Raw genomic sequence first — 23229 nt, forward strand, 5'->3', positions numbered from 1 at the left:
TCGCTGCAAGCGGCCAAGCCGCTTGTAAACGCTTCCCTTACAGGTGGGGACCATGGACGCAATCCTTCTGCAAATACTCAACGGCCTCGACAAAGGCTCGGCCTATGCGCTCATTGCGCTCGGGCTGACGCTGATCTTCGGCACCCTTGGCGTGGTCAATTTCGCCCATGGGGCGCTCTTCATGATCGGGGCCTTCTGTTCAGTCACGCTGCAACGCATTCTGACGCTCAGCGTCGAGACCATCGACGAGACCAAGAAGGATTTCCTCGGCAATCCGCTGAAGGTCAAAACCCCCTATGTCGAACAGTGGTTCGGGCCGGAAACGGGACAGGCGATCATTGATTGGTCGGTGCCACTGGCGATCCTCTTTGCGATTCCGGTGATGCTGCTTATCGGCTTCATCATGGAACGCGGGCTGATCAAACATTTCTACAAGCGCCCCCATGCGGATCAGATCCTCGTGACCTTCGGCCTCGCCATCGTTTTGCAGGAAGTCGTCAAATATTTCTACGGCGCCAACCCAATCCCCACACCTGCGCCCGAGGCCTTTGTCGGCAGCTTCGATTTCGCGCCGCTCTTGGGCTTGGACACGTCTTTGGCCTACCCCTATTGGCGCTTGGTCTACTTTGGCTTTTCCACACTCATCATCGCCGCTGTCTTTGCTTTCTTGCAATTCACCACCTTCGGCATGGTGGTCCGCGCCGGCATGGCAGATCGTGAGACCGTGGGCCTTCTGGGCATCGACATCGACCGCCGCTTTACCATCATGTTCGGCATTGCTGCCGCCGTGGCGGGGCTTGCGGGCGTGATGTACGCGCCGATCAACTCGCCCAATTATCACATGGGCATGGACTTTCTGGTACTGAGCTTTGTCGTCGTTGTGGTCGGCGGCATGGGCTCGCTGCCGGGCGCGGTGCTGGCGGGGTTCCTTTTGGGTATCCTCGAGAGCCTCGCGTCCATGAATGAAATCAAAAGCATCATCTACGGTATCGACCAGATCATCATCTACGTCGTTGCCATCGTGATCCTGCTGGTCCGTCCGCGCGGTCTGATGGGACGCCGCGGCGTGATGGAGGAATAAGACATGTTCGGACTGGAAAAACGCGATACGCTTCTTTTGGGGGTTGTGATCGTTCTCACGCTCTTCGCCCCCTTCATCCTCAACCCCTTTCCGGCGGATTCGGGCCTTGCACAGTTCAACGCGGGCTACCCCGACCTGATGCAACGCTTTGTGATCTTTGGCATCTTCGCCATTGGGTTCAACATCCTCTTTGGCCTGACCGGCTATCTCTCCTTCGGCCATGCGGCCTTTCTGGGGGTCGGTTCCTACTCTGCTGTCTGGATGTTCAAACTGCTCAGCTACAACGTCGTGCCCGCGCTGGTGCTGGCCGTCATCATGGCGGGGCTTTTCTCCGCACTGATCGGCTACATCAGCCTGCGGCGCTCGGGCATCTACTTTTCAATCCTGACGCTGGCCTTCGCGCAGATGTCCTTCAACCTCGCCTATTCAGTGCTGACGCCGATCACCAATGGTGAGACGGGGTTGCAGATCTACACCTCCGATCCGCAGTACCTCCAATCCGTCGACGCGCCTTCGTTCCCGAATCTCTTCGGTGCCGCGATGAACTCCTCGACGACACTTTTCTTCGGCGGCTGGAGCTTCACCTTCTCGGTTGGCTACTACTTCTGCGCGGTCTTCCTGATCCTCGCCTTCTATCTGGCGATCCGCATCTTCCGCTCGCCCTTTGGCATGATGCTGCGGGCGGTGAAATCGAACCAGCAGCGGATGAACTACACCGGATTGAACACGCGGCCCTACACGCTGGCGGCCTTTGTCATCTCGGGCATGTATGCCGGGCTGGCGGGCGGTCTGCTGGCGGCGATGGACCCGCTGGCGGGGGCCGAACGGATGCAGTGGACCGCCTCCGGCGAGGTGGTGCTGATGACGATCCTTGGCGGCGCGGGCACGCTCATCGGCCCGGTGCTGGGCGCGGGCTTCATCAAGTATTTCGAGAACATCTTCGCCAAGATCAACGACAACGTGCTGCACGGCTGGTTCGCCTTCATGCCCGACGGGATCGAAGACGCGATGGTCGCCATCATTCACCCCTTCGTCGGCAAGGGCTGGCACCTGACGCTTGGCCTGCTGTTCATGCTGGTCGTGATCTTCCTGCCCGGTGGGCTGGTCGAGGGCGGGCAACGTCTGGGCCGGGTCTTCCGCCGCCGGGACAAGAACGCAGGCTCGGTCGAGGCCGATGCCGCCCAACAGCGCAGCGAAGCCGCGGAATAGGAGAGACATCATGGCCATTCTCGAAGTCAAAAATGTCGGCAAGCGCTTTGGCGGGTTGCAGGCGCTGAGCGATGTAAACCTCAGCGTGGCGGAGAACTCCGTCCATGCGATCATCGGCCCCAATGGGGCGGGCAAATCCACGCTGCTGAACTGTCTGGTGGGCAAGCTCATCCCCGATACCGGCTCTGTCATGTTCGACGGGCAGTCGGTGCTGGGGCGCAAACCCTATGAGATCAACCAGATGGGCATTTCCCGCGTGTTCCAAACGCCCGAGATCTTTGGTGATCTGACGGTGATGGAGAATATGCTGATCCCCTGCCTTGCCAAACGCGACGGGGCGTTTCAACTGAACGGCTGGTCGCGGGTCGTGGGCCAGCGCGACATGATCGACAAGGCCGAGGAAATGCTGCGCGACATGCGTATGATTGACAAACGGCACATGCCCGCAGCCTCCATGTCGCGCGGGGACAAACGGCGGTTGGAGATCGCCATGTGTCTCGCCCAAGACCCCCGTCTGCTGCTTTTGGACGAACCGACCGCCGGGATGGCACGGGCCGACACCAACAACACCATCGACCTGCTCAAACAGATCAAGGACGAGCGCGACATCACCATCGCCATCATCGAACACGACATGCATGTCGTCTTTTCACTGGCCGAGCGGATTACCGTGCTGGCCCAAGGCACGCCGCTGGTCGAAGACACGCCCGACCGGATCAAGGGCCACCCCAAGGTGCGCGAAGCCTATCTCGGCGAAAGCCAAGACGCCGCCTGACCCCCTCCCTTTGCCGCAGATCTAGGACAGCATATGACCACCAGCACGCTCGACAAAAACGCCAACCACGCCCAAACCGCCCCCGCCTTCCTCTCGGTCTGGGACATTCACGCCTATTACGGCGAAAGCTACATCGTGCAGGGGGTGAGCTTTAACGTCCATGAAGGGGAGATTCTCGCCCTGCTGGGCCGCAACGGGGCGGGCAAAACCTCGACCCTGCGGGCCATCGCGCGGGTGAGCGACCCTGAGCTGAAACGCGGCGAGGTCTGGCTCGACCATCAGCCGCTGCATAATATGGCCAGCCACCAAGCCTCTGCCGCGGGGCTGGCACTGGTGCCCGAAGACCGCCGCATCATTTCCGGCCTCACGGTCGAAGAGAACCTCAAGCTCGCCCAGATCGCCCCGCCCATCGGCTGGTCGCTCGACCGGCTCTATGACCTCTTCCCCCGCCTGCGCGAACGGCGCCATCAAGAGGGGGTGACCCTCTCCGGCGGGGAGCAGCAGATGCTCGCCATCGCCCGCGCTTTGGCCCGTGACATCAAGGTGTTGCTACTCGATGAACCCTACGAAGGGCTGGCGCCGGTGATCGTGGATGAGATCGAAAAGACACTGGGGCTGATCAAGGCGCAGGGCATCACCACGATTCTGGTCGAACAAAACGCGGTGCGGGCGCTGAAACTGGCCGACCGGGCGGTGATCCTCGACACCGGCGGCGTGGTCTTTGACGGCACCGCCGCCGAGGTGCTGGACAACGCGGAACTGCGCGCAGAATACCTCGCGATCTGACCTAAGGTCACTCAGGTCCGGCGCGCGCGGCTGAGGCACAGCCTCTTTCTCGCGCCCCGGACCGCTTTGCGCGACAAAAAACCGATCCTACCCCCTAGACAACAGTTGGCTTTTCATGGCTTTGCCCATGCCCTATAAGCGTGCCAATCAATCGCGCAGCGACGGGCTGCAGGCCTGTCGAAATCTTCGAGGATCCAATGACAAACAAAACCCATGACGCTGACGTGGCCTTCATCAAGGCCCTCGCCGAGCTGCTGAACGAAAACGACCTGACCGAGCTTCAGGTGAAACGCGACTATGCCGAGGACGACAGCCTGAACGTGCGCGTCAGCCGCAAGCCCCCGCAGCAGGTCATGGCCGCCCCCCAGCAGCAGTACCAAGCCGCCCCCGCGCCTGCCGCCGCACCGGCCCCCGCCGCTGCCGCGCCTGCCGCTCCGGCGCCTGCTGCCGACGCCGATCCGGCGGATCACCCTGGTGCTGTCACATCGCCCATGGTCGGCACCGTTTACCTGCAAGGTGAGCCGGGTGCGCCCGCGTTCATCACCGTTGGTGCGTCGGTCTCCGAAGGCGACACGCTGCTGATCGTCGAGGCGATGAAGACCATGAACCACATTCCCGCCCCCCGCGCCGGCACCGTCAAACGCATCCTCGTCGGCGACGGTGATGCGGTCGAATTCGGCGCCCCGCTGGTCATTCTGGAATAAGGGCCGGACATGTTCAGCAAAATCCTAGTCGCCAACCGGGGAGAGATCGCGCTGCGCGTCATCCGCGCGGCCCGCGAGATGGGCATCCAGACGGTCGCGGTGCATTCCACTGCCGACAGCGACGCGATGCATGTGCGCATGGCCGACGAATCCGTCTGCATCGGCCCTCCCTCCTCGACCCAATCCTACCTCTCGATCCCCGCGATCATCGCGGCCTGCGAGATCACCGGCGCCGAGGCGATTCACCCCGGTTATGGGTTCCTGTCGGAAAACGCCAACTTCGTGCAGGTGATCGAAGACCATGGTCTGACCTTCATCGGCCCCACCGCCGAGCACATCCGCGTCATGGGCGACAAGATCACCGCCAAGGACACGATGAAAAAGCTCGGCGTGCCTTGCGTGCCCGGCTCCGACGGCGGGGTCACTTCGCTGGAAGAGGCCAAGCGCATCGGTGAGGAAATCGGCTATCCGGTTATCATCAAGGCCACAGCAGGTGGCGGCGGCAAGGGCATGAAAGTCGCCCAGACCGCCAAGGACATGGAAAAAGCCTTCCAAACCGCACGCGCCGAGGGCAAGTCGAACTTCGGCAACGACGAAGTCTATATCGAGAAATACCTCACCACCCCGCGTCACATCGAGATTCAGGTCTTTGGTGACGGCAAGGGCAACGCCGTGCATCTGGGCGAGCGCGACTGCTCGCTCCAGCGCCGCCACCAGAAGGTGTTTGAGGAGGCCCCCGGCCCCTCGATCACCGAGGAAGAGCGCGCGCGCATCGGCAAGGTCTGTGCCGACGCCGTGGCCAATATCAACTACATCGGCGCGGGCACCATCGAGTTCCTTTACGAGAACGGCGAGTTCTATTTCATCGAAATGAACACCCGCCTGCAGGTGGAACACCCGGTGACCGAGGCGATTTTCGGTGTCGATTTGGTCCGCGAGCAGATTCGGGTGGCCGAAGGGCTGCCGATGTCCTTCACGCAGGACGATCTGCAGATCAACGGCCATGCCATCGAGGTGCGCATCAACGCCGAGAAACTGCCGAACTTCGCACCCTGCCCGGGCAAGATCACGCAGTACCACGCCCCCGGCGGTCTTGGCGTGCGGATGGATTCGGCGCTCTACGACGGCTATTCGATCCCGCCGTTCTACGACAGCCTGATCGGCAAGCTCATCGTGCACGGCCGCGACCGGCCCGAAGCGCTCGCGCGTCTAGGCCGCGCTTTGGGCGAGTTGATCGTGGACGGCGTGGACACCACGGTGCCGCTCTTCCACGCGCTTCTGGCCGAAGAGGACATCCAGTCGGGTGGCTACAACATCCACTGGCTGGAGCATTGGTTGGAAACCAACCTCGGCGACGGCTGACATGACATGTCGGATCTGACGCCAGAGATCCTGCTCCACGGCTATTCCATCGGGATTTTCCCCATGGCGGAACACCGCGACGACCCGGAAATTTTCTGGGTCGATCCGCGGCGCCGTGGGGTGATGCCGCTCAATGGTTTCCACATCTCGCGCTCTCTGGCCCGCGCCATCCGGCGCAGCCCCTTTCACCACACGATCAACCGTGATTTCCAAGCTGTCGTCGCCGGTTGTGCCGACCGCGAAGACACATGGATCAATGCCGAGATCACCGCGCTCTACACTGCGTTGCACCGCGCGGGCTACGCCCATTCGCTTGAGGTTTGGGACGGTGACGCGCTGGTTGGCGGCGTCTATGGCGTGACGCTGGGCCGCGCGTTCTTTGGCGAGAGCATGTTCTCACGCCGGACCAATGCGTCAAAGATGGCGCTGGCAGCGCTGGTGGATCGGCTGCGCCGCGCGGGGTTCACCCTGTTCGATACGCAGTTTTTAACCGATCACCTCGCCTCTCTCGGGGCGGTGGAGATTTCGCGGGCAGAATATCACGCGCAGCTCGATGTGGCGAAACGCGGCAATGCGCGGTTCAACGCGCCTAAGTTGGACAGTCTTCAGGACGTGCTGCAGCGCATGACCCAGATGTCATAGCGAAAATGCTCCAGCGCGTGCAGCGCGGGGGCCGAGGCGATCATCCAACCGGAGAACAAGGCGCTGTCGCTGCCCTTTTCGGTGATCTCAAGCGCGGCATAGGCATTGGCCGCCGGATCCCCCGCCGGATAGCGGCAATCGACCATGGAGATCTGCAAATTGCCCAAGGTCAGGCGGTCACCCTTAGCGATCTCCAGATCGGTCGTGTCGCCCGAAATCTTGTCCAAGGCACGCAACACGCCGCCCGAGGCGCTGGCGACCTGCCCCCCCTCTTGAGCGTGAAGCGGCGCGGCCAGCACAAGCGCGGCCAAGAGAAGCTTTTTCATGGGTCCACCCGGATTGCGTGAGCTTTGGGGCCGCGCGGAAGGCGCGGCCAACCGATCATTCAGGCTGCCAAGCCTCATAATCCTTACGCTCGACAGGTTCGGCGCGGCGCAGCGACCCGGCGGGCGCATAGGCCATGGCGGTGCCAGTCCGATTCTCGACATGGGCCTTTTCCCAAGGCTTATGCGCCAGCGGCTTGTCGGTCGGCGGCTCATCCCATGTGCGGTGCAGCCAGCCATGCCAATCGGGGCTCACGCGGCTCGCCTCGGCCTCACCGTTGAAGATGACCCAGCGTTTGCTGTCATCCGCGTTGCGGTAATAGACGTTGCCCTGCGCGTCTTCGCCCACCTTGCTGCCCTTGCGCCAAGTGAAAAGCTGGGTGTTCAGCGTCTGGCCGTTCCACCAAGTAACGCTGCGCAGAAGTGAATTGAGAATGCCCATTGAGGTCTCCGTTCCTGTTGTCCGTTATATGCACCATGGAGGCTTTGGCGTCCAGCCTCACCGCGCAGGAGGTTCCACGCGCGGCAGGATTCGTCGCTGAAAATCAGCCCTCTGCCGCCGCGCGCAAAAGGGCCGTGCATTCGATCTCAATCCGGTATTTCGGGTCGATCAGCCCGCATTCGATCATCGTCGCGGCGGGTGGATGCGCGCCGAAGGCCGCGCGTAGAAGCGGCCAGCAGGCTTCGAACTCCGCCGCGTCGGGCAGCATATAGGTGACGCGCACCACATGGGCGAAATCACTGCCTGCCTCGGCCAAGGCCGCCTTGATCGTTGCCAGTGCCGCCGCGCATTGCGCTGTCACCTCTGCCCCCTCACCCACGGTGCCCGAGACATGGACCATGCCCCCCGCCACCACAGCGCGGCTGTAGCCGATCTTACCCTCATAGATGCCGCCAGATGAAATGCGCTGCATAAAGCCCTCTCCTGAAACGCAAAAGGGCGGACCAGATGGCCCGCCCCTATGACTTTGCCTTACGCGCTTAGCCCGCGCTGGCTGGTTCTTTGCTTTCGCTGTCGGCGTGGATCATCAGCGGCTTGGCCTCCGATGTGACGGCCTCCTCGTTGACGACCACTTCGCTCACCGTCTCCAGCCCCGGCAGTTCGAACATCGTGTCGAGCAGGATGTCTTCGAGGATGGAGCGCAGGCCCCGCGCGCCGGTCTTCCGCTCGATCGCGCGTTTGGCGATGGCTTGCAGCGCGTCATCGGTGAAGGTCAGCTGCGTGTCCTCCAATTCGAACAGACGCTGGTACTGCTTGACCAGAGCGTTCTTCGGCTCGGTCAGGATGGTGACCAGAGCGTCCTCATCCAGATCTTCGAGCGTCGCCAGAACCGGCAGACGGCCCACGAATTCCGGGATCAGACCGAACTTCAGCAGGTCTTCGGGTTCGAGGTCGGTGAAAATCTCACCAATGCCGCGGGCGTCATTGTCACGCACATCGGCGCCAAAGCCCATGGCCGAGCCTTTGCCGCGCTGCGCGATGATCTTGTCGAGACCGGCAAACGCACCGCCGCAGATGAAGAGGATGTTCGTGGTGTCCACCTGCAGGAACTCCTGCTGCGGATGCTTGCGCCCGCCCTGCGGCGGCACGGAGGCCACGGTGCCTTCCATCAGCTTCAGCAGCGCCTGCTGCACGCCCTCACCCGATACATCGCGGGTGATCGAGGGGTTTTCCGACTTGCGGGTAATCTTGTCGACTTCGTCGATGTAGACGATGCCGCGCTGTGCCCGCTCGACGTTGTATTCCGACGCCTGCAACAGTTTGAGAATAATGTTCTCCACATCCTCGCCGACATAGCCGGCTTCGGTCAGCGTGGTCGCATCGGCCATGGTGAAGGGCACATCGAGGATGCGCGCCAGCGTCTGCGCCAGCAAGGTCTTGCCGCAGCCGGTGGGGCCGATCAGCAGGATGTTGGATTTCGCCAGTTCGATATCGCCACCCTTCTGGGCGTGGTTCAACCGCTTGTAGTGGTTGTGGACCGCCACCGAGAGCACGCGCTTGGCCATCGCCTGACCGATCACATAGTCGTCCAACACGCCGCAGATATCGCGGGGCGTGGGCACGCCATCGGTCGCCTTGAGGCCCGAGGCTTTGGTCTCTTCTCGGATGATATCCATGCACAGCTCGACGCATTCGTCGCAGATGAACACGGTCGGCCCCGCAATCAGCTTGCGCACCTCGTGCTGGCTCTTGCCGCAGAAGCTACAGTAGAGCGTATTTTTGCTGTCGTTGCCGGAATTATTCGCCATCTCAAACCTTTCAGGTCTGTCGTGTATGTCCGCCCCGGTCTTGGGGCCGCGAGATTTGGCCTCAAGCTTAGGCCAGTGACCCCGGCGCTACAATCGCAAAATATGCAGCGCCGGGCCCCTTCGATTACTTGTCTTTCTTGTCCTTGCCGCCGGCGGCGGCCTCATCGGCCTTGCCACGGCTTTCGACGATCTCATCCAGATGGCCCCATTCCTTGGCTTCCTCGGGCGTCATCCACAGATCACGGTCGAGGGCTTTTTGAACGGTTTCCAGCGGCTGGCCGGAGTGTTTGACATAGAGCTGATACATCCGCTCACGGGTGCGTTCGATGTGCCGCGCCGAGATCAGGATATCTTCGGCCATGCCCTGCGAGCCGCCGGAGGGCTGGTGGATCATCACTTCGGCATTGGGCAGCGCGAAACGCATGCCCTTTTCGCCGCCGATCGCGATGACCGACCCCATGGAGGCCGCCATGCCGCAGATCAGGGTGGAGACCTTGGGCTTGATATATTGCATCGTGTCGTAAATCGACAGGCCCGCCGTCACCTCGCCACCGGGCGAGTTGATGTACATGCTGATTTCCTTGGAGGGGTTCTCGGCCTCAAGGTGCAACAGCTGGGCGACGACCAGATGGCTCATCCCGCTGTGGATCGGGCCGTTGACGAAGATGATCCGCTCTTTCAGCAGACGCGAGAAGATGTCGTAGGACCGCTCGCCCCGGCTGGTTTGCTCAACCACCATCGGGACAAGCGTGTTCATATAGGTGTTGATCGGATCGTTCATGCGTGCCTGCCTCAGTTCCTGTTCGCGGGACCATACCCGCAAAACTGTTACCCAGAGATTAGTCCCCCCGGTATGGGGGTTCAAGGGGGGCAGGCACGACAGTCTGCGCTAATCGCGCCGATCACTCCGACGCGTCGCGCAGGTAGGCGATCAACGCGTCGATATCCTCGGGCTTGCGCACACCCCGGAACGACATTTTAGTGCCTTTCATGAAGCCCTTAGGGTCCGCCAGAAAGGCGCTCAACTCATCGTGAGACCAGACCAACCCCTCTGCCGCTGCGGCCTGCATGGCTTTGGAGTAGCGGAAGCCATCGACAGCACCCGCCGGGCCATCCACGATGCCGTTCAGCATCGGGCCGACACGGTTCTTGGCCTTGGCGCCGATCTGGTGGCAGGATTTGCATTTGCGAAACGCCTTCTCCCCGGCCTTGATCAGCGCGGGGTCTGCGGCGGGGGCTTCGGCCACTTCGACCGGCGCGGGGGTCTCTTCGGGGGCAGGCTCCGCCGCGGCTTTGGTCTCTTCGGCCTTAGCCTCTTCGGCTGCGGCCTTGGCGGCGGTCTCCTCGGGCGTCACGTCCAGCACGGCGGCGCGCATGGTGATCTCGACCGAGGATTTGCAATCGCTCATGCAGGGCTCTTGCTTGAAGGACGCAAACTCAACCTCCGCCCGGTCATCGGGTTTGAAGGCCTCCTCATTTGGCAGGCGCAGCTCGGCGAAGTTCTCTGACGAGAGCACGAAATCCTCATCCACCTCATCATTGAGATAGAGCAGATAAGCGGTGATCGCATAGACCTCATCATCGCTCAGCGACTGTGCGTCGCCGAAGGGCATCGCCCGGTTCACATAGTCGTAAACCGTTGAAAGATAGGGCCAATAGCTGCCGATCGTCTTGACGGGGCGCATGTCGGTCAGGCTGCCCTGCCCGCCAGCAAGCACCGGCCAACGGCCCGTGCCCTCGCCAAAGACGCCGTGGCAGGAGGCGCATTTCGCGGTGTAAATCTCATCCCCGGTCATCACGTCGCCACGGCCCTCGGGCAGACCTGTGCCGTCAGGGCGCACGTCGATGTCCCACAGCGCGATCTCTTCGGGGGTGGCGGCGCGGCCGAGGCCCAGAGGCTCAGCGGCCAGCGGGCTTGCCAGCGCGGTGGTCAGGAGGGCAGCTTTAAGAAATCTCGACATTTTCGGCCTTTCCGTCTGCATCGACCGCCCAGGTCTGGATGCCGTTGTTGTGGTAGATCGAATTTTCGCCCCGGACCGCGCGCAGCGCGTGTTTGGTGGGCTGGACGTAGCCGGTGCTGTCATGCGCGCGGCTTTGCAGCAGCAGGGGTTTGCCGTCCCATTCGAAGTCGAAATAGAAGCGGTGCAGCGCCTTGGGCGTGCTCGGCCCGTCCATCCGTGCCTGATGCCATGTGATGCCACCATCCAGCGTCACATCCACGCGCGGGATCGTGCCGCGGCCCGACCACGCGAGGCCGGTCAGAACGGTCGGCCCGGGGCCGTGGGTGATCGGCGCCTGTGGGCTGGGGCTGGTGATGACCGATTTCGCGTCCATCTCCCAAGTGAAGCGCCGCGCCACACCCTCGGCCATGAGGTCGGTATATTTGCTGGTTTCCTCGCGGTGGTGCCAAGGCTGGTCGCCGACCTCGAGCCGGCGTAGCCATTTGACCCACATGTTGCCCTCCCAGCCGGGCACGACAAGGCGCACCGGATAGCCCTGTTCGGGGCGCAGCGCTTCGCCGTTCATCTTGAAGGCCACGAGGCAATCGTCGAGCGCCTTTTCCATCGGGATCGACCGGCTCATCGCCGCGGCATCCGCGCCCTCGGCCAGAAGCCACTTACCCTCGGGCTTCACACCCGCCTCCTCCAGCACCAGCCGCAGCGGCACGCCGGTGTATTGAACGTTGTGGATCATGCCATGGGTGAACTGGCAGCCATTAAGCTGCGATCCGCGCCACTCCATCCCGGAGTTGGCCGCGCATTCGAGGAAATAAACGTGGTTCTCGCGGGGGAAGCGGTGCAGGTCGTCCATCGTCAGCACCAGCGGCTTGTCGACCAGCCCGTTGATCATCAGACGGTGCTTGGCGGGGTCCACCTTTGCGACGCCCGAATGGTGCCGCTCGAAACACAGCCCGTTGGGCGTGATCGTGCCGTCAAGGTCATGCAGCGGGGTGAAGTTGATCGAGCTCACCGGGTCGGCGGTCAGCCATTCCACGGTGCGGCGTTTCACATCCGCCTCATGCGGCGAGGGCATGCCGTAGGGGGCGACATCGACGCCGTCCCCCAACTCCTGCATCCATGGATGGATCGCGATGCCCGGATCGGTCTGCGCGGCACTGGCTTGCCCTGCCAGCGTCCCCGCGGCCGCCGCCCCTGCCCCCGTCAGAAAGGCACGGCGCGATGGCCCCTTGTGGTTCTCTTCTGTCATGTTGTGGCCCTCACATATTCAAATTCATTTTATTGAATTTGTATCTATGTGAGAACCCCTATTCTCATTTTTCTTACTTTGGCAGAACGATTTTCACTGGGGTCCGGGCGCCTTCGCCCACGGTGTTCAGTTTCGAGATATGGCTTTCCACCACGTCCCAGATCGGCGGGCCTTCGGTGCCCTCGTTGACGGAGGCCCAACCGGCCACGACATAGCTGCGCTGCGGGTCGATGGGCTCGCCGGTGCTCAAGAGGGTCATCTCGCTAATCCGCTCGCCCTGCGGCTTGGCGATGTCCATCTTGAAGCCCATGCCACCGACGCGCACCATGTCGCCGCCCTGCTGGTAATAGGGGTCCGGGTTGAACAGGTTGTCGCCGACGTCCTCCAGCACGACTTTCAGGAATTCGCCCGTCATTTCCGTGCGGTAGGCATTGGGATAGGTCATGGCAGTGACGTTGAAGATGTCCTCGCGGGTTATGTCCTGCCCCGGCAGGATCGACGGCCCCCAACGCACCCCGGGGCTGAGCGCAATCTCGGCGTCACGTTCGCTCAGCAGCGCATCGCAGATGAGGTCGTCCCACGTGCCGTTGAAGTTGCCGCGGCGGTAGAGCAGCGCATCGCTCTGCCCCACCACATGGGTCAGTTCCTCAAGGAAGGGCGCGCGCTGTGCATCGATCAGCTTGGCCACCTCCGCGTCCGGCGTGATCAGGTCCGAGAAGATTGGGATGAGCTTGTGCCGCAGCCCCATCATCTTGCCGTCGCGCACGTCCAGATCGACGCGAGAGACGAATTTCCCGTTCGAGCCGGAGGCGATGATATGCGTCTCGCCCACCAGCACCGGTTCGGGCAGCGCGTCATGGGTGTGGCCCGAGAGGATCACGTCGATCCCTTTGACGATCCCGGCCATCTTCTTGTCGACGTCGAAACCGTTGTGGCTCAGACAGACGACCAGTTCAGCACCTTTGCTGCGCACCTCGTCGACCATCTGCTGCATATGCTCGTCGCGGATGCCAAAGGAGTATTCGGGGAACATCCAGCCGGGGTTGGCGATGGGCATATAGGGAAAGGCCTGCCCGATGACGGCGATCTTCACGCCGCCGCGCTCGAAGAACTCGTAGGGCTTAAACAGTTCCGCCGGCTCATCCCATTCACGGTCAAAAATGTTCTGGCCGAGGGCGGCAAAGGGCAGCCCTTCGACGATCTCATGTACCCGTTCGGAGCCCAAGGTGAACTCCCAGTGGAAGGTCATCGCATCGGGCTTCAGCGCGTTCATCACGTTAACCATGTCCTGCCCTTCGGTCTTGAGACAGGTCATCGAGCCGTGCCATGTATCGCCGCCATCCAATAGCAGCGCGTCGGGACGGTCGGCGCGGATGGCGTTCAGCACGGTGGCCACGCGGTCGAGCCCGCCGACCTTCCCGTAGGCCTGTGCTTGGGCCACGAAATCGTCGTAGGTCAGGGCATAATCCAACGGCGTGCCGCCGCCGATGCCGTAGCGGACGCGGAAATCCTCGCCGGTGATATGGGGCACCTTGCCGCGGTTCTCGCCCACGCCGATGTTGACCGACGGCTCGCGGAAATAGATCGGTTTCAGCTGCGCATGGATGTCGGTCACATGCATCAGGGTGACATTGCCGAACTTCTCGAACTCCAGCAGCGCATCCTGATCAAAGCGGTCCTGCGCCGCCAGCCGCGCCCAGTTGCCGAAGCCCGAGCCGCCATAGATGGAGGCCGCGGCCATTGACATTTGCAGAAAATCACGGCGAGACAGCATGTTACGCTCCAGCACTTGAAAACAGGGAAAGGCCCCGCCCCCATGCGGGGGGCGGGATCAGGTCAGGCGAAACGCCCGGAAATTAAATCAGTTACGCACCGAGGGGGCTTCGACCGACAGGCCGTTGCCGCGGCTGGCGACGTAGAGTTCCAGCGCCACGAACTCGGGGCTGCCGGGGCTGAATGTCTCGGCCCGCGTGTCGCGCACGCAGCCCTTGAAGCGCGCATGGGCGCTGTTGAGCTTGGTGTTTTTCAGACGGTAGACCGGGAAGCCGTTGATTTGGCCCTGGCTCAGGTGGTCGGCCCGGATCATGTTGCCGTAGTTGTCCTCGTGGCAATTGGCGCAGCTCAGCTCAAGCTGGCCGTAGCGGGTGTAGTACATCTCCTTGCCCTGCTCCCATGTGCTCTGGGCCGGGCCGTCGATCGCCACGTTGACCGGCATGCCGCGCGACTGAACCGAGATCAGCGCCTCCATCGCCGTCATCTGGCTGCCGGTGTACTTGTAGGGCTCGGCGCCCATCTGGTTCTCGCGGCAGTCGTTGATCTGCTGCGCCAGCGTGCGCACCTCGCCCGCGTCCTCGTTCCACTTCGGGTAGACCGCGCGGACCCCCTTCATCGAGGTTTCGACATCGTTGTGGCAGGAGGCGCAGGACTTGCCCTCGCTGCCCTCTGCCGTGTCCCAAGCCGCCTGCGCCTGATCGACGAAGATCATGCCCGAGTTGTCGAAGTCGTCCATTTGAAGCTGCTGCGTCTCGTCCGAGCGGAAACGCCAGCCAGACATGATCTCGGGCAAGGCGCCGCCGAGATGCGCAGGCGCATCGGTCTTGGTCACCATCTCGATCTCGCCGTTGACGACAAGCTCGGCCTCCTCATCGGCGGACCCCAGCGTGGGTGCGGCCACCAAAAGCGCCGCGACAGCAGTCATTGCCTTGAATTTCATGTCTTTCCTCCCTGTTCCATGCGCCGCTTGGCTGACCCGATGGGTCAGCCGATGGCGATGGATTTGACTTCTTCGTAGACCGAACCGTCGTCGTCGTACCACGTGAATTTGAACTCACCCGCTTCCGGAACGGTGGCGTCGAATTCGAAATAGGGGTTGGTCGACATCGCCGGTTCCATCTTCACGTCGATCACGTTCTCGCCGTTGAACTCGGCGGTGAAGCGGTTGATGATCGAACGCGGGATGACGTTGCCGTCGCTGTCCTTGCGCTGGCCCGATTCCATCGGGTGGCTGATCAGCGTCTTGATCGTGATGACCTCGCCGGCCTCGGCCTTTTTCGGCACTTTGACGCGGGGTGTTACACCTTCTGCCATTTTCTAAACTCCTGATTTGGGGCGCGCGGGCTTAGCCGCCGCAGCCACCGATTGTAACTTTGATCTCTGCGCTGGTGCGGGCGAACGTGCCGTCTTCCAGCTTGGCGATGGCGATGACGTCTTGGGTCTGCGCCAGCCGGATGCGGGTGGAGGCGCTGCGGCTGCCCGCCAGCGGGCCGAAGTTGAAGGTGCCCACGGGCGGTGTCGGGTTGCCCGCAGCCAGCACCATGATCGCCGAAGCGCCCGGTGCCTCTACCGAGATTGGCACGGTGTTGCCATTCTCGGCAATTTCAGGCGCGGTCAGGGTCACGCCGGTGTCGGCCATGTCGGCCCCGCCGGTGAATTCCGCGATCAGTTCGTCCACCGTGGCGGCCGAAGCCCCCACCGGCAGGATGGTCAGCGCCATGGCGCCAAGGCCGAGGCCCAGAGTTTCACGTCTTGAGAAGTTCATCTCTCATCTCCTTATTCGTCTGCGGCGTGGGGCGCCGTCATTCCGTTCCACGATGCGCTGATCGCGATTCTTGCACCGGTCCCCCGCCACCGCTTGCTCAGCGCGGCGGGCGGGCCGCGTCACTCTTCTTTGAGCGTTGCCAGAAAGGCCACGACATCTTCGATTTGCTGCGCATCCAGCAGCGGCGGCAAAGGCTCGGTCCCCGCCTTGCCGGTGAACCCGTCGCCGGGGCGGACATAGCCGCTGGTCTTGTAGTAGGAAGGCATCATCGAGCCTTCGAAAGTCATCTTGCTGTTGGCTACGATCCCGCGCAACTCGGCCTCGTTCCAGCGGTCGCCAGCCCCGTCGAGCATCGGACCGATTTCACCCTGAAAGGGAACCTCGCTGAGCGCGCTGATCTGGTGGCAGGCCACGCAGTTGCCCGCTTTCTTGCTGCCGACGATGGCCGCACCCTTGGCGGCATCCCCGGGTGTCCCGGTCAGGGATTGTTCAACCGAACCATAGTCATCATAGGTCACGTCGGCAGGTGCCACGGTTTCAGCGGCGGCCAGAACGGGCGCGCCCGACACAATTGCGGCGGCGATCCATCTCATCATCGAAAACTTCCTCCCAGTGCCGATCACGGTGATGTGTGATCCGGTTTACCTGACCCTAAGACAGGGATGCGGCGCGGCGCAACAACAAATTCAAACTTTTGAATAGCTTTCCCCGTGCGGCGCCGCTTTCCCCGGTCAATCGGTCCTGCCATTGTTGCGCTCTTGGATCATCCGCGCGTGGTAGCGTTGGAAATCCTCATCGCCGTCGAGCGCGTAGCGTTCCTCGTTCACCCAAGTGAGTATATCGAGCGTCGTGCCCTTGCCGAACGCCCCCGGCATCACCGCCACCGCCGCCTGCGGCGCGGTCGTGTCTTCGGCCACCTCATGGGGCAGGAACATCAGCGTCGGGGTAAAAAGAATCCCCCATTTCCGCGCCATCTGCTTTTCCGAAAGCGTCTCCCCGTCGAAATCGGTCACCTCGATATCGCCATGCAGGTTCAGCTGCACAACGAAATAATTCTCTTCGATGTAATTGGCGATTTCGGGGGTGGGAAAAACCTCTTCGTGCATCTTGGTGCAATAGATGCAGCCGCGCTGTTCGAACATCAGCATCAGACGTTTGTCCTCGCCCCTAGCCTCCTCCAGATCCTCACGCAGGTCTTTGAAGGTGTCGCGCATCCAGGGCGTCTTGTGCAGCCCGTCGTCGCCCAGTTCCGCCGCGGCCAAAGGCCAGGCCAGCATCGCCGCCGCCACCGCGGCCCCTATCCTTGATCCGATCATCTTGGCGTCCTCCTCCTGATTGTTGCGTCTATCCTAGCGTCGTGAAGCTGGGGAACCAACGGATCATCGCATCCGCGATCAGTTGCACCCCGCCGGTCACGATCAGCACGGCAAAGAGGATCAGCATCACCCCCATCGCCTTTTCCACCTTTTGCACCAGCGCCATATGCCGCGCGGCCCAGTTAAGAAACGGTTTGGCGAAAAGTGCGGCCACCACGAAGGGCGCGGTCATCCCCGCGCCATAGGCGGCCAGCAACAGCCCGCCCCGGGCGATATCGCCCATGCCCGAGGCAATCATCAAGATCGCCGCCAGCGCGGGGCCGACGCAGGGTGTCCAGCCAAAGCCGAAGGCCAACCCCATGACATAGGCGCCCCAGACCGAAGTGGGCTTGCCGCCCCCCTCCAGCCGCGCCTCGCGGTAGAGCAGCGGCACTTTGATCACGCCGAGGAAGTGCAGGCCAAAGACCGTCAGGATCGCGGCCGCCACCCAGCTCAGCGGCTCAAGGTACTGGGTGAACACCTGCCCGATAGCCGTGGCACCCATGCCGAGCAGAACAAAGATCGTCGTGACCCCAAGCGCGAAGAGCAGCGAAGACAACACCAAGCGCCGCTGCGCCCCCGGCGCGATTGCACCATCGCCGCGCAATTCGGTCACGCTGAGCCCCGCCATATAGCTGAGGTAGAATGGCACCATCGGCAGAATGCAGGGCGTAAAGAAGCTGAGCAGCCCTGCGAAAAGCGCGCCTGCATAGGTGATGTCGAACATGTTATCCCCCGCCCGCGCCGCGCTGGTCCGCCGCGCTTGAACAATTCACATATTCAAATTACGTTGAGTGTCGTCCAAACGTCAATCAGGCAAGCCGATGATCCGCACAGTGACCGCCTTGAGCCTCGCGGCCCTGACCGCCCTGCCCCTTGGAGCGGTGGAACTGGTCATGGTCGAACAGCCCGGCTGCATCTATTGCCAACGTTGGGACGAAGAGATTGCCCCCGCCTACCCCAAGACCGCCGAAGGGGCTTTTGCCCCGCTGCGCCGCGTCGATATCTCCGCCGTGGAAGAGAGCGTCACCCCGCAGCGTGCGGTGATCTTCACCCCGACCTTTTTGCTGGTCGAAGACGATGTCGAATTGGGTCGCCTCGAAGGCTACCCCGGTGCGGAGTTCTTCTGGCCCATGCTTGATACGCTCTTGCACGACAAGACCGATTTCGAGGACCCGACCGAATGACAAGCCTGCCCGTGATGACCCCCGACATGTCCCAAGAGGACATGGACCGGATGCTGACCAATGCCGTGACCGCGTCGAATTTCCTCAAGGCGATCAGCCATGAGGGGCGGTTGATGATCCTGTGCCACCTCGTCTCTGGCGAAAAATCGGTGAGCGAGTTGGAGGCCCTGCTGTCCACCCGACAGGCGGCGGTGTCGCAGCAGCTGTCGCGGCTCAGGCTCGAAGGTCTGGTCACGCCGCGCCGCGATGGCAAGACGATCTATTACCGGCTTGCCGATGACCGGCCCCGCAAAATGCTGGAACTGGTCTACGAATTGTTCTGCAAGGATGATTGAGCTTTGGGGCCAGCCGCTGACCGCCGCCCTTCTGGGCGGGCTGGGCGGCGTGTTGCTGGGCCTCGCCGCACGACTGGGGCGGTTTTGCACCCTCGGCGCGATCGAAGACCTGCTCTATGGCGGATCGGGCGACCGGATGCGGATGTGGGGTCTGGCTATCGGGGTGGCGATGCTGGGCAGTTTCACCCTTGCCGGCTTGGGGCTGATCAACCTCGACCGCGCCTTTCACCTGACGATTGCCTTCTCTTGGGCGCCTGCGGTCTTTGGCGGGCTGATCTTCGGCTATGGCATGGCGCTGGCGGGCACCTGCGGCTTTGGCGCTTTGGCGCGGTTGGGCGGGGGTGACCTGCGCGCCTTCGTGATTGTCTTGGTCATGGGGCTTGCGGCCTTTACCGTGCTCTCTGGCCCGCTTGCCCCGGTGCGCGCCCTGCTCTTCCCGCGCCAGATGAACGCGGGGCCGCCTGACGGCATCGCACATGTGCTGTCGGCCTTCACGGGCGGATCGGTGCCGCTGATCGGCATCCTGCTGGGCCTTGCGGTCTGCCTGCTGATGCTCGGCGCCCGCAGCTTTCGCCGCGATCTGCGCAAAGTGTTCTGGGGCGCCATGGCCGGGCTTGCCATCACCTCGGGCTGGGCGGGCACGGCGTGGCTGGCGCAGACCGGTTTTGGCGCGCAGACGCTGATGTCGCATAGCTATGCCGCCCCCGTGGGAGAAACGCTGCTCTATGCGATGCAGGGGTCGGTCCGCCCACTCAGCTTTGGCATCGGCTCGGTCGCGGGGGTCTGGGTCGGCGCCTTTCTGGGTTCGCTCTGGCAAGGGCATTTCCGCTGGGAAGCCTGCGAAGACCCGCGCGAACTGCGCCGCCAGATTTTTGGCGCAGGGCTGATGGGCGCAGGTGCGGTGATCGCCATGGGCTGCACCATCGGGCAAGGCATCTCGGCCATCTCGGTGCTGGCCTTCAGCGGGCCGGTGACCCTCGCCGCGATCTTTGCGGGCGCGGCTTTGGGCCTGCGCCAACTCATCGTAGGATTTCGCCGCAGCACAGTCTGACGCGTCATAAAACCGTGACAGTCATGATGCAAATGGAGGCCAGCCAAGTCACCTGAGGAAGCATGATGACCCGCCGCGAGATTCTCAACGACCCCGCCATCGGCAACAAGGCCGAAGCCTTTGAGGCATTCGACGACATCCCCACCAATGCGAACCTGTCGCGCACCATCGGCGATGTAATCAACGCCCGCTATGGCCGCCGCGACATCCTGCGCGGGATGCTTGGGGTTTCCGCCACCACCGCGCTTTTCGGCAGTGCCGCCGCCATCGCCCCGTCCAAGGCCCGCGCCGCCACCAGCCGCTATGTCTTTGACGAACTGGCATGGGGCAATGACGAAACCCACCACGTCGCCCCCGGCTATGACGCGCAGATCCTGCTGCGGTGGGGCGACCCGATCACCGCCGATGCGCCGGAATTCGACGTGATGAACCAGACCGCCGCTGCGCAGTCGAAACAGTTCGGCTATAACAACGACTATGTCGGCTTCGTGCCCCTGAACGACGACGCCAGTCGCGGGCTGCTCTGCGTGAATCACGAATACACCAACGAAGAGGTCATGTTCCCCGGTCTTGGCCGTCAGGACAAGGTGAACTTCAAAGGCATGACGCCTGAGTTGATCGACATCGAAATGGCAGCCCACGGCGGCTCGGTCGTCGAGATCGCCCGCGATGCGGCGGGCAAATGGCAGGTCGTGCGCGACGGCAAGATGAACCGCCGCATCACCCCGCTTGACACCGCGATGACGCTGAGCGGCCCCGCCGCCGGTCACGTGCGGCTGCAAACCAACGACGACCCCAGCGGCACCAAGGTCATCGGCACGCTCAACAACTGCGCGGGCGGGCTGACCCCTTGGGGCACATGGCTGATGGCCGAAGAAAACTTCCACGGCTATTTCTGGACCGACAAACTGGATGCCGACGGCAAGCCTGACATCACCGGTGCCGCGGAAGAGAAATCTTGGGACCGTTACGGCGTGCCGGGCATGTGGTACGCTTGGGGTCAGAAACACGACCGTTTCAACGTGGATGCCGAGCCGAACATGCCCAATAAGTTCGGCTGGGTCGTGGAAGTTGACCCGATGGACCCGACCTCAACCCCCGTCAAACGCACCGCTCTGGGCCGCTTCCGCCATGAGGGCGCCGAGACCACGGTGAGCAAAGATGGCAAGCTCGTGGTCTATATGGGCGACGACAACCGCTTTGATTATCAATACAAATACGTCTCTGCGGGAACGGTTTCCGATGATCCGGCGGCCAATGGCGATCTGCTGGACGATGGCACGCTTTATGTCGCGCGGTTCGAAGAGGACGGCACGATCAACTGGCTGCCGCTGGTGCATGGCACCGGGCCGCTGACCGCCGAAAACGGGTTCAGCGACCAAGCCGACGTGATGATTGACACCCGTCTGGCCGCCGACCTGCTGGGCGCCACCCCGATGGACCGCCCCGAAGACGCGCAGCCGCGCGGCGATGGCACGGCCTATATCCTGCTGACCAACAACACCAAGCGCAAGCAGGGCGACACCAATGCCGCCAACCCGCGCCCGGAAAGCAGCTTTGGCCATATCATCGAAATCAAGGAAGCGAATGCCGACCACGCCGCCGCCAGCGGCACTTGGTCGATCCTTGTGCAATGTGGTGACCCAAAGGTGGCCGAGGTCGGCGCGCAATGGAACCCCGAGACGTCGGAAAACGGCTGGTTCGGCAGCCCCGACAATGCCGCGATGGATGCCGACGGGCGCCTCTGGATCAGCACCGATCAGGGCAGCAGCTGGGGCAAGACCGGCAAATCCGACGGGCTCTACGCGCTTGAAACCGAAGGCGAAGCGCGCGGCACCTCGAAGCTCTTCTTTCGCTGCCCCGTGGGCGGTGAGATGTGCGGCCCTTACTTCACCGAGGATGGCGAAACGCTCTTCGTCGCGGTGCAGCACCCGGGCACGGACGGGACAAAGGACATTCCCGGTTTCGAACGGGAAAGCACCTTTGAAGACCCGGCCACCCGCTGGCCCGACTTCGACCCCAAGATGCCCCCGCGCCCTGCGGTGGTCGTCATTACCAAGCAAGGCGGCGGTAAGATCGCCGTCTGATCAGAATTTTATAAAAGTCATTTCAGCATGTAAGATGTGGTGCAGCTTCCCCGGCTGCACCACTTTTTATTGGGCTGCTTCTATTAGCCAGCGCCTAAATCAATCCGACAGGCAGTCAGACATGCTCTGCGCCATGCCGCGCAGCAGATCGGGGTAGAAAGAAACACCCAGTTCCAGATCCGCGCCGATCGGGTCGAGCGTGCCGGTCCCGGTCTCCTGCCCTTCGGTCACGGCGGCGATCAGGCCGGGGTTGAATTGCGGCTCGGCAAAGACGCATTTCGCACCGCTCTCGGCCACCAGGTCACGCAGTTCAGCCACGCGCGCCGCCCCCGGAGCACGGGCATCGTTCTCACTGATGGCGCCGCGGGCTTCGATGTCGAAACGCGCTTCGAAATAGTGGTAGGCGTCATGGAAGACGATGAAGGGGCGGTCTTTGACCGGGGCGAGAGTCTCGGCGATGTCTTCCTCCAAGACCGCAAGCTCGGCTTGAGCGGCCTCGGCGTTCTCACGATATTGCACGGCGTTCTCAGGGTCTAGCTCCGCCAGCGCCTCGGCGATCTGGCCCAGCCAAAGCTGCCCGTTGCGCGGGTCGAGCCAGACGTGGGGATCGTCGCCGTCATGGGTGTGATCGTGACCTTCATGGCCGTGGTCGTCGTGACCGTGATCGTCGTGATCCTTCTCGCCATGGCCAGGATTGTCATGATCCCCGTGGTCATGTCCTTCGTGGTCATGCGCCTCGTGATCGTGGTCGTCGTGGTCATGCTCCTCGTGATCGTGGTCGCCGTGGTCATGCTCTTCGTGGTCATGTTCCTCGTGGTCATGACCGTGGTCATCATGCCCATGCGCGTCGTGGTCATGCCCTTCCTCGGCGTGATCATGGCCCTCGTGACCCTCATGCCCCTCGTCACCGTGGCTATGCGGCTCAAAGGTCGCCCCTTCGCGGAAGGCCAGAACCCGCGTGCCGGGCTGCTCCATCAAGGCCAGATGGCTGGCGCTGCTCGCCAGTGATTGCAGCGGATCGGCCAGCCATGGGGTCAGCGACGGGCCGACCCAAACGACCAAATCGGCCCCGCTCAGCGCGCGCGCCTCGGAGGGGCGCATGGCATAGCCATGGGGCGAGCTGCGCGGCGGCACGATGAGGTCGGGCGTGCCGACCCCTTCCATCACCTGCGACACCAGCCCATGCACCGGGGCGATATCTGTCGCAACGGCGGGGACATCCGCCCAAAGCGGCGACGCGGCAGCGGCGAGAACGGCGGCGGGGAGCGTGAAACGATACATGGCAGACCTTCAAAATGTTATAGTATCACCTTGCTAACACCGCTGTTATAACATAT

The 23229-nt window shown here is 62.6% G+C and carries 26 protein-coding genes; 11 read left to right on the top strand and 15 right to left on the bottom strand.

Annotated elements, in window-relative coordinates; translation table 11 throughout:
- The first annotated feature begins 52 nt into the window (after window positions 1-52).
- The 7 genes from HKX24_RS07110 to aat all read left to right on the top strand — a co-directional run bounded on the left by HKX24_RS07110 (window position 53) and on the right by aat (window position 6559).
- Window positions 53-1081 carry a branched-chain amino acid ABC transporter permease gene (locus HKX24_RS07110; RefSeq protein WP_271689857.1) on the top strand — a complete coding sequence of 343 codons (1029 nt, stop codon included), beginning with the start codon at window positions 53-55 and terminating at the stop codon, window positions 1079-1081.
- A 3-nt stretch (window positions 1082-1084) separates the two neighbouring features.
- Window positions 1085-2290 carry a branched-chain amino acid ABC transporter permease gene (locus HKX24_RS07115; RefSeq protein ID WP_271691547.1) on the top strand — a complete coding sequence of 402 codons (1206 nt, stop codon included), beginning with the start codon at window positions 1085-1087 and terminating at the stop codon, window positions 2288-2290.
- Between the two features lie 10 nt (window positions 2291-2300).
- Complete coding sequence (locus HKX24_RS07120) at window positions 2301-3065, top strand: ABC transporter ATP-binding protein (protein WP_067261818.1); 765 nt, start codon at window positions 2301-2303, stop codon at window positions 3063-3065.
- Between the two features lie 33 nt (window positions 3066-3098).
- Window positions 3099-3851, top strand: a complete 753-nt coding sequence (locus tag HKX24_RS07125) for an ABC transporter ATP-binding protein (RefSeq protein WP_067261816.1) — start codon at window positions 3099-3101, stop codon at window positions 3849-3851.
- 197 nt (window positions 3852-4048) lie between these two features.
- A complete protein-coding gene (gene accB / locus HKX24_RS07130; RefSeq protein WP_271691548.1) occupies window positions 4049-4555 on the top strand; it encodes an acetyl-CoA carboxylase biotin carboxyl carrier protein in 507 nt (168 codons plus the stop codon).
- A 9-nt stretch (window positions 4556-4564) separates the two neighbouring features.
- Complete coding sequence (gene accC, locus HKX24_RS07135; RefSeq protein WP_271691549.1) at window positions 4565-5917, top strand: acetyl-CoA carboxylase biotin carboxylase subunit; 1353 nt, start codon at window positions 4565-4567, stop codon at window positions 5915-5917.
- 6 nt (window positions 5918-5923) lie between these two features.
- Window positions 5924-6559 carry a leucyl/phenylalanyl-tRNA--protein transferase gene (gene aat / locus HKX24_RS07140; RefSeq protein WP_271691550.1) on the top strand — a complete coding sequence of 212 codons (636 nt, stop codon included), beginning with the start codon at window positions 5924-5926 and terminating at the stop codon, window positions 6557-6559.
- Here aat and HKX24_RS07145 read toward each other — a convergent pair.
- The 14 genes from HKX24_RS07145 to HKX24_RS07210 form a co-directional block, all read right to left on the bottom strand.
- Entirely contained in the window at window positions 6523-6885 is a 363-nt protein-coding gene (locus HKX24_RS07145; RefSeq protein WP_271689853.1) for a DUF2155 domain-containing protein, read from the bottom strand. The two genes, aat and HKX24_RS07145, sit on opposite strands and share 37 nt — an antisense overlap.
- 55 nt (window positions 6886-6940) lie before the next feature.
- The gene (locus HKX24_RS07150; RefSeq protein WP_067267544.1) at window positions 6941-7324 is read right to left on the bottom strand and encodes an NADH:ubiquinone oxidoreductase subunit NDUFA12; all 384 of its coding nucleotides are present in this window, start codon (window positions 7322-7324) and stop codon (window positions 6941-6943) included.
- Window positions 7325-7427: 103 nt separating this feature from the next.
- A complete protein-coding gene (locus HKX24_RS07155; RefSeq protein WP_271691551.1) occupies window positions 7428-7796 on the bottom strand; it encodes a Rid family hydrolase in 369 nt (122 codons plus the stop codon).
- 67 nt (window positions 7797-7863) lie between these two features.
- Window positions 7864-9132, bottom strand: a complete 1269-nt coding sequence (clpX, locus tag HKX24_RS07160) for an ATP-dependent Clp protease ATP-binding subunit ClpX (RefSeq protein ID WP_271689851.1) — start codon at window positions 9130-9132, stop codon at window positions 7864-7866.
- A 124-nt stretch (window positions 9133-9256) separates the two neighbouring features.
- Window positions 9257-9913, bottom strand: coding sequence for an ATP-dependent Clp protease proteolytic subunit (locus tag HKX24_RS07165; RefSeq protein ID WP_067267539.1), 657 nt, complete (start codon window positions 9911-9913; stop codon window positions 9257-9259).
- 121 nt (window positions 9914-10034) lie between these two features.
- A complete protein-coding gene (locus HKX24_RS07170) occupies window positions 10035-11093 on the bottom strand; it encodes a c-type cytochrome (RefSeq protein ID WP_271691552.1) in 1059 nt (352 codons plus the stop codon).
- Window positions 11077-12339 carry a sulfite dehydrogenase gene (soxC, locus tag HKX24_RS07175; protein WP_271691553.1) on the bottom strand — a complete coding sequence of 421 codons (1263 nt, stop codon included), beginning with the start codon at window positions 12337-12339 and terminating at the stop codon, window positions 11077-11079. Before soxC ends, HKX24_RS07170 begins: the two co-directional genes overlap by 17 nt.
- Before the next feature lie 73 nt (window positions 12340-12412).
- Window positions 12413-14113: a thiosulfohydrolase SoxB gene (gene soxB, locus HKX24_RS07180; RefSeq protein ID WP_271691554.1), complete on the bottom strand. Its 1701-nt coding sequence runs from the start codon at window positions 14111-14113 to the stop codon at window positions 12413-12415.
- 87 nt (window positions 14114-14200) lie between these two features.
- Complete coding sequence (gene soxA / locus HKX24_RS07185) at window positions 14201-15052, bottom strand: sulfur oxidation c-type cytochrome SoxA (protein WP_271691555.1); 852 nt, start codon at window positions 15050-15052, stop codon at window positions 14201-14203.
- Between the two features lie 44 nt (window positions 15053-15096).
- Window positions 15097-15426: a thiosulfate oxidation carrier complex protein SoxZ gene (gene soxZ / locus HKX24_RS07190; RefSeq protein ID WP_168613464.1), complete on the bottom strand. Its 330-nt coding sequence runs from the start codon at window positions 15424-15426 to the stop codon at window positions 15097-15099.
- A 31-nt stretch (window positions 15427-15457) separates the two neighbouring features.
- Complete coding sequence (gene soxY, locus HKX24_RS07195) at window positions 15458-15877, bottom strand: thiosulfate oxidation carrier protein SoxY (RefSeq protein ID WP_168613463.1); 420 nt, start codon at window positions 15875-15877, stop codon at window positions 15458-15460.
- A 119-nt stretch (window positions 15878-15996) separates the two neighbouring features.
- Window positions 15997-16470, bottom strand: a complete 474-nt coding sequence (gene soxX / locus HKX24_RS07200; RefSeq protein WP_271689955.1) for a sulfur oxidation c-type cytochrome SoxX — start codon at window positions 16468-16470, stop codon at window positions 15997-15999.
- A 138-nt stretch (window positions 16471-16608) separates the two neighbouring features.
- A complete protein-coding gene (locus HKX24_RS07205) occupies window positions 16609-17193 on the bottom strand; it encodes a thioredoxin family protein (RefSeq protein WP_271691557.1) in 585 nt (194 codons plus the stop codon).
- 28 nt (window positions 17194-17221) lie between these two features.
- Window positions 17222-17959, bottom strand: a complete 738-nt coding sequence (locus HKX24_RS07210; RefSeq protein WP_276153900.1) for a cytochrome c biogenesis protein CcdA — start codon at window positions 17957-17959, stop codon at window positions 17222-17224.
- A gap of 97 nt (window positions 17960-18056) precedes the next feature.
- Between HKX24_RS07210 and HKX24_RS07215 the strand changes: the two genes are divergently transcribed.
- The 4 genes from HKX24_RS07215 to HKX24_RS07230 all read left to right on the top strand — a co-directional run bounded on the left by HKX24_RS07215 (window position 18057) and on the right by HKX24_RS07230 (window position 21892).
- The gene (locus HKX24_RS07215; protein ID WP_271691559.1) at window positions 18057-18419 is read left to right on the top strand and encodes a hypothetical protein; all 363 of its coding nucleotides are present in this window, start codon (window positions 18057-18059) and stop codon (window positions 18417-18419) included.
- On the top strand, window positions 18416-18754 hold the full coding sequence (locus HKX24_RS07220; protein ID WP_271691560.1) for a metalloregulator ArsR/SmtB family transcription factor: 339 nt from the start codon (window positions 18416-18418) through the stop codon (window positions 18752-18754). The genes HKX24_RS07215 and HKX24_RS07220 overlap by 4 nt, the downstream gene beginning before the upstream one ends.
- A complete protein-coding gene (locus HKX24_RS07225) occupies window positions 18747-19805 on the top strand; it encodes a YeeE/YedE family protein (RefSeq protein ID WP_271691561.1) in 1059 nt (352 codons plus the stop codon). The genes HKX24_RS07220 and HKX24_RS07225 overlap by 8 nt, the downstream gene beginning before the upstream one ends.
- Window positions 19806-19870: 65 nt before the next feature.
- Window positions 19871-21892 carry a PhoX family phosphatase gene (locus tag HKX24_RS07230; RefSeq protein WP_271691562.1) on the top strand — a complete coding sequence of 674 codons (2022 nt, stop codon included), beginning with the start codon at window positions 19871-19873 and terminating at the stop codon, window positions 21890-21892.
- Window positions 21893-21991: 99 nt separating this feature from the next.
- On the opposite strand, the gene HKX24_RS07235 is transcribed toward HKX24_RS07230, so the two are convergent.
- Window positions 21992-23173 (bottom strand): zinc ABC transporter substrate-binding protein, encoded by a 1182-nt coding sequence (locus HKX24_RS07235; protein WP_271691564.1) that lies wholly within the window; start codon window positions 23171-23173, stop codon window positions 21992-21994.
- Window positions 23174-23229: the final 56 nt, after the last annotated feature.

This window comes from Sulfitobacter sp. M85 (assembly GCF_029285915.1).
Classification (GTDB): domain Bacteria; phylum Pseudomonadota; class Alphaproteobacteria; order Rhodobacterales; family Rhodobacteraceae; genus Sulfitobacter; species Sulfitobacter faviae.